Origin of the sequence: Clostridium yunnanense (assembly GCF_016595795.1) — a bacterium.
Classification (GTDB): domain Bacteria; phylum Bacillota; class Clostridia; order Clostridiales; family Clostridiaceae; genus Clostridium_AR; species Clostridium_AR yunnanense.
Window position 1 is genome coordinate 1 of record NZ_JAENHN010000071.1, and the last position, 12,266, is coordinate 12,266.

4 protein-coding genes are annotated in these 12,266 nt (G+C 31.0%); 3 read left to right on the plus strand and 1 reads right to left on the minus strand.

The window, feature by feature from the left end:
• Positions 1-1,664: cohesin domain-containing protein (locus JHL18_RS25075; protein ID WP_243278165.1), on the minus strand; the 1,664-nt coding region annotated here is incomplete at its 3' end.
• 255 nt (positions 1,665-1,919) lie between these two features.
• Here JHL18_RS25075 and JHL18_RS25080 point away from each other — a divergent pair.
• From JHL18_RS25080 to JHL18_RS25090, 3 genes are all read left to right on the plus strand, one after another.
• Positions 1,920-4,820: a hypothetical protein gene (locus JHL18_RS25080; RefSeq protein ID WP_200274424.1), complete on the plus strand. Its 2,901-nt coding sequence runs from the start codon at positions 1,920-1,922 to the stop codon at positions 4,818-4,820.
• A 178-nt stretch (positions 4,821-4,998) separates the two neighbouring features.
• On the plus strand, positions 4,999-8,142 hold the full coding sequence (locus JHL18_RS25085) for a C1 family peptidase (RefSeq protein ID WP_200274425.1): 3,144 nt from the start codon (positions 4,999-5,001) through the stop codon (positions 8,140-8,142).
• Between the two features lie 171 nt (positions 8,143-8,313).
• Complete coding sequence (locus tag JHL18_RS25090) at positions 8,314-12,204, plus strand: pre-peptidase C-terminal domain-containing protein (RefSeq protein ID WP_200274427.1); 3,891 nt, start codon at positions 8,314-8,316, stop codon at positions 12,202-12,204.
• The last annotated feature ends 62 nt before the right edge of the window (positions 12,205-12,266 follow it).

Consider the following 12,266-nt stretch of genomic DNA (forward strand, 5'->3'; position numbering starts at 1 on the left):
TTAACAGTATGATCACCAGAAGTTAAATCTAACTTTTCGAATACTTTATTTTGGAATACATCAGATGAAGAATAATTATCAGATGTATAAGTTTGACCATCAATAGTTACTTTAGCAATGCCTCTAAAAGCATTAGTATAAGCAAATAATCTTAGTCCAGAACCATTAAACTTAAATTCTAGGTAGTCACCAACTTTAGTAGTAAGCTTAGCAACTCCGCCGCTATTCTTAACATTAGTGTTATCGTACCATGAGCCAGTATATTTTATGTTAGTATTATTCTCTTCATATTTACCTACTTGTAGAGTAGCAGCAGTAGGTGTAGCATTTGTAACTTCAATTGCATCTAAACAAATAGCATAATTTTGTGAACTAGCATTTTTAGAATTAGTAACTTCGATTTTAACAGTATGATCACCAGAAGTTAAATCTAATTTTTCAAATACTTTGTTTTGGAATACATCAGACGAAGAATAATTATCAGATGTATAAGCTTGACCGTCAATAGTTACTTTAGCAATGCCTCTAAAAGCATTAGTATAAGCAAATAATCTTAGTCCAGAACCATTAAACTTAAATTCTAGGTAGTCACCAACTTTAGTAGTAAGCTTAGCAACTCCGCCACTATTCTTAACATTAGTGTTATCGTACCATGAGCCAGTATATTTTATGTTAGTATTATTTTCTTCATATTTACCTACTTGTAGAGTAGCAGCAGTAGGTGTAGCATTTGTAACTTCAATTGCATCTAAACAAATAGCATAATTTTGTGAACTAGCATTTTTAGAATTAGTAACTTCGATTTTAACAGTATGATCACCAGAAGTTAAATCTAACTTTTCGAATACTTTGTTTTGGAATACATCAGACGAAGAATAATTATCAGATGTATAAGCTTGGCCGTCAATAGTTACTTTAGCAATGCCTCTAAAAGCATTAGTATAAGCAAATAATCTTAGTCCAGAACCATTAAACTTAAATTCTAGGTAGTCACCAACTTTAGTAGTAAGCTTAGCAACTCCGCCACTATTCTTAACATTAGTATTATCGTACCATGAGCCAGTATATTTTATGTTAGCGTTATTTTCTTCATACTTACCAACAGTAAGTGGTTGCACAGGTGGTTGAGTTAACAGATTAACCTGACTATCAACCCCTGTATAAGGAATACTAGCAGGTCCAGAGTTAGAAACTTTAACCAAAACATTATTGCCAGTTTTACTAAATGTACTTTTATCAGAAGTTGTTTTTAAGTTTATTGTTCCAGCTTTTAGAACCTTAGCTTTTATTGTTATTATTGTTCCTGATGCCTTGGTAATTCCATCGGCATTACCAGTTAGTGTTACACCTAGACTAGCTACATTACTTGTATTTTCCAAAGGAATTATAATAGCATTAGTGTTTGTCCAAAAATCCCCCTTATCTACACTTATTATTTGAATTAGTGTAGGATCGTAAGCAAAATCCACAGATGCACCATATACATCAGTAGCATTTGCTAGATTTACATTTATGTTAAAAGTACTCCCAACTGTTGTATCCCCAGTGGTAGTATAGCTTATTTGAGGTCCAGTAGCAGCTTGTACTTTTATTGCGGGTATGTATGCAAGCTGTAATGCGACAAATAAGCAGAGTAAAATAGAAAAAAGTCTTTTCTTAAACAAAGTTGTCCCCCCTTGAAATTATGATAACACATAGTGTTTTTTACAGGATTTATTAATTAATACAGAAATTTTACACTTATTTCAATTATACAATATTTATTGAACCTGTGTAAACAGGATTTATTTATCCTCAGCTTGTTATTGTTGGCAAAAATATAATTTAATTTAATATGTTGCTCAAATTCAATAATTATAATAATATTTAATTACAGGAATTTTACACAATATTATCACAAATAGGGGGAATCTAGGAATATGTATAAAAAGATGAAAAGTACTGCTTTAAACTTTTTAAGTATATTGTTTTTAGTAGTTGCTTTTTTAAGTAATACAAACTTGCAGGTAAAAGCTAGTGAAACTAACGGGGAATTAAAGAATGCTAGTCAGGTAAGCTCAGCAGAGGGCTTTATAAATATGAGTGTACCTGAAGTTTGGAGTAATTCGCAGGGAGACATTAATATAAAACTTTCAATAATAAATTTAAAAGATTTCTCTAAAGCGGATATATTTATAAATGATAATGAGAAGCCATTTAAAACAGTATCAGAGATAACAACTGAAACTACAAGTATTAAGTTGCCTTTAAATGTTCTTAATAGAGCAAAGAATAAGGTGGTTCTTAAGGCATATAGTAAGACTGCTTCTTCAAAAATATATATGCAGACAAAATACATAAATATAGTTAAAAGCGATGATATATCTAATACATCTAAATTAAGTACAAATTCAAAGGCTTCAGTTAAGGTTAATAGTACTATTACTGAGGCGGAAAGTGATAGTTACAGCATAAAAGTTTGGTCACCTACTAATACTTTGCCTTATGAACTACAGATTGAAGTTAATGCTGACGAGTATACAAATAGTTACTATATGGACTTGGATGGATATGTAAGAATACCTAAAGCAGATATTGATGGGAAAAGTAATGTAAGGCTTAGAGTAGTCGGAGATTCTTCAGATGGGGTGTTTGTTTATTCTAACAGACAGTGGACTAGCAACTTATCAGAAATAAGAGCACTAACCACTACAAAAAAGCTTCCAATTAAAGATACTAATCCTATAACTGATAGCAAGCTAGTTAGTGGAATGTTAAGAATATATGGAAATATCAATAACTATAGCTATTTACAAAATATATATTCTGTATACATAAATGATGATATTAGAGCAAAAATATCAAATAATAGCTATTCATTTTGGTGTGATGAGGATAGCACTGTTCAACTAAATATGGATATGAAATTTAGTGATAATAAACAATACTCTCTATGGACTGACATTATAGATACTAAAATAAGTACTAACATTGCTTTTGATGAGAAAAAGATTTCGAAAATTGTATTAGTGCCGCAAGTGGCAGGTAAATATGACGGAGCAACAGTATCCCTAAGTAAGAATGTAGATGATTCCTATGACAGTGATAAAGCTTATGAATATTATGTATCTAAGGGAAGCTATAAAAATGCAATTGTACAATTAGAAACTAAAGATGATATTAATACTTATTACTCATATTTTACAAAAGACAATTATACTATAAGTGATGATATAACCTACATAGGTTTTGGAGGGAATATAACTTTTAAGGCAGTAGGTGGTTATAACGATGGTTCTAAAGAAGTGTACCTAGGTATGATAAATATAATGGATGAATATGGCAATAAATTTGACAGTTATGGAAATGTTACAGCGGAAAATATGACAGCTTATTTATATGATAAGTCTGGAAAGGTAGTCTTCAAAGGAAAGCCTAATGACGATCTCTACCTTAATATATCGTCAGTTCCAGAAGGTATATATGATGTAGTAGTTGAACTTAATAACAAAGAATTAGGAGTTATAAAATCACAACCATCTAAGCTTGTCACAGAAGGAATATACGAGATAAATTTATTTGATTCGAAAGAGATCGATGCAGGTTATGATGGATACAGATATTCTTTATATGATGAAAACAACAAAGAAATTTATAACGGACAGTTGAACACATTAGATATACCTAGAAGTTTAGTAGATACTTCAAAGAAGTACAAGTTATACGTTCTTGCAACCTATACAAATTTTTCAACCAATGATGCATATCAGGATGGTTTCGTTCTAAATGATATATCTTTTGGGGCGGAGGGACAAATGCAGAGCTTGTATATTGATTCTTCAACCTTTAAGTGCTTAACTTTAAAGGATGATTTTTATAAAAACACAATAATGCAAATGCCAGGCAACCTTTCACAGAGTCTAGAAGAAGTAAAGGAATACTATAGCAATTCATCATATAACCTTAAAGGAATAAGACTACAAAAAGGTTTAAATTATAACTTCTATACTAACAGAGTAGAACAAGGTAGCCAGTATTTCCTATACAAGAAATATACACCTAATGATACTGATACAACTATCTCGTTTGATAAAAATAATATTTCTAAGTTAAATGTTTCAAATGGTATTAACTCAACAGTCAACAATGTATCACTTAATTTAAAAGGAAGTAATGGACAACTATTCAATGTTAATTTAGCAGAAGGAAATAACGTCTACTTGACTAAGGATACATATGCTTCAGAGGTAGCTTTTAACCTTACCAACTCTCCGTATAGAGTAAGGGCAACTTATAATATAAATGCTACAAGTGATATAACTGACTTTAAAATAGGCGCATCAATAAAACTGCCTAGTGTAAAGTTATCTGATACAACTATAGCACCAGGAGGTTTATTAAGTTCATCCGTTGGTGATATATACGATGGTACAATATTATTAAAAGATCTTAATAAGGCTATAGCAAGTAGTGGGCTAGCACCATCACTTGAACTTATGCATGGAAATAAGGTTATTAAAAGCTATAAGGATGGTAAAATTCCTGCAACAGTAGGTGGAGAAACAAACTTTAGGCTTAACTTTAATGATATACTACCAGGCCTTATAACAAACGTAGCAACAGTAAGTGTTACCAATGCTACTCTTGATAATAAGATAAAATGTGATATAAACCTAGACGGCACTATTGATATATTTGATATTGTTTATGTCGCAAAGGATATTGATAAAACAAAAGCTTTATCAAGTGATTGGGATCCAAGATGCAATCTAAACAATTTAGATGGACAAAATAAGATTGATATGCTTGATGTTGCAGAATTAGCTAAAAATTATAGATAAGAAAAAACACTGATACAGATATATAATTAATGTATCAGTGTTTTATTATTATGAAAAAGTTATTCATTAAAAAAGTATTTATGAAAATATGGAAAAATAGCAAAGAAATTGTTGTATTAGCCGATAAAATAGATAGAAGAAAGAGAACAGTTTAAAATACCAGGGGGATAATAGATAAATGAAAAAAAGAGGTTTATCACTGATTTTAGCCACTATTTTCACTTTTACTTTAGTATCAAATAATTCTTTTCAGGAAAACAAAGAAGTTAAGGCTGTTGAAGGTAAAGAAATATATTCTAATGGGTATAAGGCCCCGAAAATAAAAGTAAATAGATCATCTGAAAAACCTATTGTAAAGAGTAGCATATTACCTTCAAAGTATGATTCAAGAGATTTTGGGTATGTTACAGCTGTAAAGAATCAGGGGCAAATAGGGGATTGTTGGGCGTTTACTACTTATGGAGCGTTAGATTCGGTTCAAAAAAAGAACACAAATAAAGACTATGATTTTTCAGAAATACACTTAGCTACAAATAATGGGATAGGTGGTGCTGATGACGGAGGAAATATGTATTACTCTATTTCATATTTTATGAAAGGGAAGGGGCCAGTGCTTGAGAAGGATGATCCATATCCTAATCCAGCAGAAGTGAACAACATTAATTCTAACTCCAATGCTCCGGTAAACTATACTGTTGATGATGTATCTTTATTACCTGATAGGACAAGCGCCTATGATAATAATTATATTAAAGAAAATGTGATGAAATATGGGGGAGTATACACTTCTATACATTTAGAAGGATATAATTATGATATTATTAAGGATAATAAATACTTATATGTTCCAGAAGGAACATATAGTTATGCAAATCATGCGGTAGTTATAGTAGGCTGGGATGACAACTTTCCTAAGGAAAACTTTCCAACTCTCCCTTCTGGAAATGGTGCTTTTATATGTAAAAACAGTTGGGGAGAAGGCTTTGGTGACAATGGATATATTTATGTTTCTTATTATGATACCATTGTTGGAACTGATAGTGCTGTAATACCGACTTTAACTAAGAAGTCACAATATGATAAACGTAATTCTTACGGAGATAATTTTCCAATGTATGCAATTGGGACAAGTTATGAAAGTAGTTATGCTGCAAGTACCTATACTGCTAGTGAGAATCAATATGTTAATTCTATTGGAGTATTTTCTAATGAGCAGGACATAACTTATGATTTGTATATTGAAGAAGATTATGGAACCAATAAATTTACTAATATACTTAATAAAAAGGTTAAAACAATAAAGATTCATGATGCTGGTTTTCATACCATAAAGCTTGATACTCCTGTTAAGATTTCTGCAGGTAAGACTTATGCTGTTGCTTTTAGAAATAATGCTAAAGGTTTATTTGTAGAGCCTGATACGGTTACGTATCCATACGAAAATAACAATTTTATAAGCTTTGGTGGACAAAGCTGGATGAGCGGATATGATGGAGTATTTATAGTTGCCAATACAACAAAGGTTCCTCAATATCCTATTACAGGTATAAGCTTAGATAAGTCAAATTTGAGTCTAGGTTATAATGGGAAGTATAAGCTTAGTGCCACTATAATGCCACAAAATGCTGATAATAAAACTATTTATTGGACAAGCAACAATCCTTCTGTAGCTACAGTAGATGAAGACGGCAATGTTACTGGTATGAGAAATGGTAGTGCAGTAATAACAGCAGCTACTATTGATGGAAAAGTAAAGGCTAGCACTAATGTTACTGTTTCAAATGCACTTACTATATTGAACTTTTCTGGTCAAGATGAGTACACTGTACTTACAGCAAATCCGGTATGGACTCTAAGGTTTAATGATTTAGTTGTAGCAGGACCAAGTTATAATAACATATATGTAATTGACTCAAGCGGAAGAAAATCCTTAGCTTCTGTAGCTATAAATTATAATCAAGTCAATATATCAGTTAATACTAGTGATTTTAATGGAGGTGCTGTTAGGTTGGTAGTTCCTAAAGATGCTTTTGTGGATTCTACTAATAGTGGTATGAGTTCTCAACTAGAAAGAAACTACTGTATAAATTATAAAGCAGGAATAAAGGTTGATTTCAAAGATGGTGTTTTAGAAAAAGCGGTTAGAGATAGTTTAGGTAAAACTACTGGTGATATATACTCTGAAGATATGGCTAAGCTTACATCTCTTAGAATAGAAAATGAATCTCTATGGAGCTTAAGTGGTATTGAGTATGCTGTTAATCTAAATGATCTTAGTATATATAACACTGAAATAATAGATATAACTCCAGTAAGTAATTTATTTTCATTGGAACATTTATATTTAAGCAGAAATAATGTGAATAGCCTTAAATCCATAAGTAACCTACATAAACTTCAAAGGTTGTATATAGAAGATGAAAATATAAAAGATTTTAGTGTTATATCGACAATTGGCAAGCTTTATCAATTAACACTTAACGATTGTAATCTAAGTAATATAAACTTTTTAAGTAATCTAACTAATTTGGAGTATTTAGAATTAAATAATAATTATATATCTGATATTTCACAAATTGGAGCATTAAAGAAGCTTAGTATTATGGATTTGGAAGGAAACCAAATTAAGGATATTAGTCCACTATTACAGCTACCAACAGAACAACAATATTATGATTTATATGGAACAAACTCAATAAGACGTATTCTTGTAGATAAGAATTTGGTGTTTAATTCTAGTGATTCTACTAGCTCTGACATAAAAACTAAACTTGAGGACAATGGATGGAATTTTTATGCTGTTAGTGAACCAAAGGGTAATTTAAATATTGCAAAGGTAGATGAACGCTATTACTCAGAATATAGCACATATAAGGTAGATTCTTTAGTTGGATTTTCTATATCATTTAATTCTAATATACAAAGTTCGCTTTCTTTTAGTGATATAAAACTAAGACGTTATTATAGTGATCAATATATATCTATAGACAAAACTATATCTGGGGATAAAATCACTATAAAAGTTTTAGAACCTTTAGATTCACAAAGTGAATATGTTCTTGAAGTTCCAGATGCTGCAGTTATAGACAGTAATCAGAATGGTATAAAACAAACCTCAATAAAGATTGCCCCACTAGATTACTTAAAAGGAGATAGCAATGAAGATGGTAAGGTAGATGCTTTGGATTTAGCCATAGTAGCTTCACACTATAATGAGATGTCTAGCAGTTCTGCAGTGAAATGGGATCTTAAGAAAGATTGGAATAAAGACGGAATAATCGATATATTTGATATCACAACAGTAGCAAGACATATACAATAAAATAATATCAATTCACTTAGAAACTATTTATTTTTATGCTGAAATCCATAAATTTAAGTAGTTTCTTTTAATTTATATTTTAAATAAACTTTAGAAATATTAAAAAAAGTTTGCATTTGACTATAGTTACCACTTAAAATAAATAATGTAAATGGTTATAGGTGGTGAAAAATGTTGAAAAGAAAAATTTCATATGTATTAATTGTTTTATTTGTATTTAATTTATTTGCAGGAATCAATATAAAAAGTGTTGAGGCCGCTACTATAGTTGAGGGAGAAGTACTTACTTTAAACAATACCTTGACTTATGATAGGAAAACTAGTGATAATAAGTATTTTGAGATAAGTCTTAAACAAGGAGAATATGTAAGTATTGCAAGTAAGTGTTCTCTAAGCTCAGGAAGCGTTGCAATATCAGTGGTAAGTTCTGCGGATAGTAATGCTATAAGTTTTAAAACTTCTGGTGATAGCACTTCTTTAACAGATGGAAAGTTTGGAGCAGTTAATTTTGTGGCTCCTAAAGATGGGACTTATTTCATTAAGGTTTCAGGAACTGGGTATGGAAGGATTGCACTGACTCCTTATAGAGGATGGCAAAATCCAGAAGAAAAAGATGAAAAAAGGACTTTTAGTTCTACCTTCAATACTGCAAAGTATATAGTAGATGGTACATATAACTTGGAGACAGCTACAGGAGATTATGTAAATTACTATAGGTTTAATGGACAAGCAGGTTCACAAATAAGTATAAATATAGCAGCAAATATTAACTCTGGAACCTTATACGCAAGATTATATGATTTGGATGGAAATATAATAGATAATCAGTATATAGGTTTATCTAACGGTGCTAATAAGACAATGAAGTATACTATACCGGTATCAAGTGTGTATTATTTGAAGGTTTATGGTGCAGTGGGCTCTTTTGCCCTAACTACTACAGGAATAGCTCAAGATAAAGATAGTGATGGGGATAAACTTTTAGATTCAATAGAATATTGCAGAAAAACAAATCCTGCTGTACCTGATACTGATGGTGATGGAACAGATGATTATAACGAAGTGGTAAATGGTAAAAAGCCACTATTAAAAAATGAATATACGGAAACGGAACTTATTAACGCATCGACAACAAGTACTGCAATTCCAATAAAATTTAATGAGTTTATGGGAGGCCCATTAACTTCTCAGCATTTTTATAAGCTTAATTTATTAGAAGATGAGGTTGCAACAATAGTTCTAAGGAGTAACAATTTTCCATCTGTAAGTACGGATTTTAATATCTATGACCAAGATGGTAAGAATTACCAAACATACTCATCGACAAATTCAAGTTATTCTAATTATACTGTTAAGGATATAAGAGCAAACAGAACTTCAACCTTCTATATAGGAATACCAAGCAAAAAGAGCACATACGGTAACTATGAAATAGGAGTATTCAAAGGCTGGAAAAATGTAGATCAGAAAGATGATGAAAGAAATTATTTTGGAAGTTATAGTACTGCAAGATATTTAAAAAGTGGTACTTACAATATAGAGAATAGATTTGAAGATCCAAAAAGATACTTTAGATTCATGGCAAAAGAAGGAGATAAAATTGCTATTAATTTAAAAAATAACGGTACTAACGATCCACTTGATGGATGGATAACAGATGAAACTCTTAATGAAATAAAGCATACTAAACAAAGTAATGGTTATACATACATTAATAACGGGGAAACAGGTTCTTTAGAATACACCATACCAGCTGATGGGATGTACTATTTTGTTACTGATTGCTATTATTCTTCATATGATGGAGTTGGGACAATGGAGATAAGTTTTGAGGGCATAAGGCAAGAAGAAGATACTGATAAGGACGGGGTATTTGATTCAACTGAAAAGTGGAGAGGCACTGATCCTAATAAAGTTGACAGTGATGGAGATGGAATAAGCGATTATGATGAGCTGAAAAATGGCTCTAGCCCTATTATAGATAATAATTTAGTAACGTCTGATAGTGCTGGAGATACCAAAAGTAACGCTATTGAGGTAAAAAACTTTGATAAGCTTGTTAGCACGAAGATAAGCTCAGAAACAGATACTTGGTTTAAGTTTAATTTATTGCAAGGTCAGCAGGTTAACATTGATGCATTACTTAGAGTATCTTATACAACATATTTTCATTGTTACTTAAGAGATAAAAATGGTAACTTAATACAAGAGATTGACAGTCAATCTAGAAATTCTACCGGTGCAGATAAAGGTTATTTATATTCCTTTACTGCTAGTAAAACTGATACTTATTATTTAGATTTCAACGGAAGTAGCTTTGGTAGGATTGATTTAACTTTAAGAAACAGCTGGAGAAACCCATCTGTAAAGGATTCTGAGAGAGATTATGACTACACTTTTGCAACTTCTAAGTATATAACAGATGGAAGAAAAGTACTTCCAAACAATGGTCTTGGTAATAAATATTTTAGATTTACTGCGAATGTAAATAATCTCATTTCAATAAAGCTGAAAGATATAATATCAAGTGGAGATCTTAAAGGCTATGTGGTAGATAAGACAGGAAATACTGTATTTACTTTGGCTAATGTCAATGATAAAAATGATACAGGAATCAGTAGCAATGAAACTGCCTCCGCTCAATACAAGGTTCCGAGTACAGGAGTATATTATCTGGTTGTTTCAGGGACTTATGGAGTGTTTGATCTAACAACTTCTGGAATAAACGGAGATATAGATAGCGATGTAGATGGAGTTTCTGATATCATAGAACTTGATAGAGGCACAGATTTAAAAAATAAGGACACTGACTTAGATGGAACCACTGATTATGATGAATATAAAAATGGTACGAACCCACGTATTCGTACTGAATTTACAGATGAAGCTATCTCAAATGCAAATACTTTAGTTAATGCTAATGAATTAAATTATATCAACAGTGGATATTCAGGTAGCACTTCTACTAATACAGAAGCCTGGTACAAGATAAACTTAAAAGCTAATCAAACAATAGAACTGGTTGCTAAAGGTCAACTTACTAAAGGTTATATCATAGCATCGATTTGTGATAGCGAAGGCTATGAAGAGTATAATATGAAAACCAATATAGAAAATACTCATTACTCAAATTTAACCTTTAAGGCAGATAAAGATGACTATTATTATATAAAGATCTTGAATAATAAGGCTATAGGTAGTTATTGGTTTAATATATATAATGGATGGGAAAATACAGATGAAAAAGATGACAATAGAAACTATTATTCCTCTTTCTCTACTGCCAAACAGTTTAGTCCTGGAAGATATACTACAAATTCTTATGGGGCAAGCTATTTTAGACTAAATGGGAAAAAAGATGATACACTCAAGTTAGGAATTTCAGCATATCTTAGTAGTGGAAGTTTAACCGGTAAGGTATATGATCAAAATTATAATTTAGTTACTAACTTTGTTACTAATGTACAAGGTAATGCAATTACAAATGGAATGACAAGTACCTTAGAATATAAATATCCTGCAGATGGGATATATTATGTAGAGATATCAGGTAATACTGGTGACTTTGAGTTAACCACATCAGCTAGTTATCTAAAACTGGTTAATTCAAGTATAAAGGATGGACAAAGATATGATTATACTTCAAATCAAGTTAAGTTAGACTTTGATCAAAAAATAATAGCTTCTAATACTTCAAATATTACATTTACAACTGGAACTAATGAGATTATAAAGGCTTCTGTAGAACTAAGCGGAAGTTCAGTGACAATAAAGCCTACAGTAGCTTTAAAGAAGAATACACAATATACTTTGAATGTTCCGAAGGATGCATTTACAAACATATGTGGTGCAACCAGTGAAAAAGACTATATAGTTAAGTTCTCTACTATATGCACTGACGTAAATCAAGATGGTGCTGTTGATATTAAAGATTTAGCAGCTGTGGCATCGGATTATGAAAAAACAGCATCAGACAGTAGTTTTGATACCAATAAAGATATTAATGGAGATAAGATGATAGATATCTTTGACTTGGTTTTTGTAGCTAAAGATTTTAATTGATTTACTAAAAAAGATTTAATTTTATAAATAATTAATAAGAAGATCTTTATTCTTTAGATTAT

Bases quoted from the DNA above. Each gene is read 5' to 3' on its own strand.
- JHL18_RS25080 (WP_200274424.1), top strand. From the start codon at position 1,920: ATGTATAAAAAGATGAAAAGTACTGCTTTAAACTTTTTAAGTATATTG.
- JHL18_RS25085 (WP_200274425.1), top strand. From the start codon at position 4,999: ATGAAAAAAAGAGGTTTATCACTGATTTTAGCCACTATTTTCACTTTT.
- JHL18_RS25090 (WP_200274427.1), top strand. From the start codon at position 8,314: ATGTTGAAAAGAAAAATTTCATATGTATTAATTGTTTTATTTGTATTT.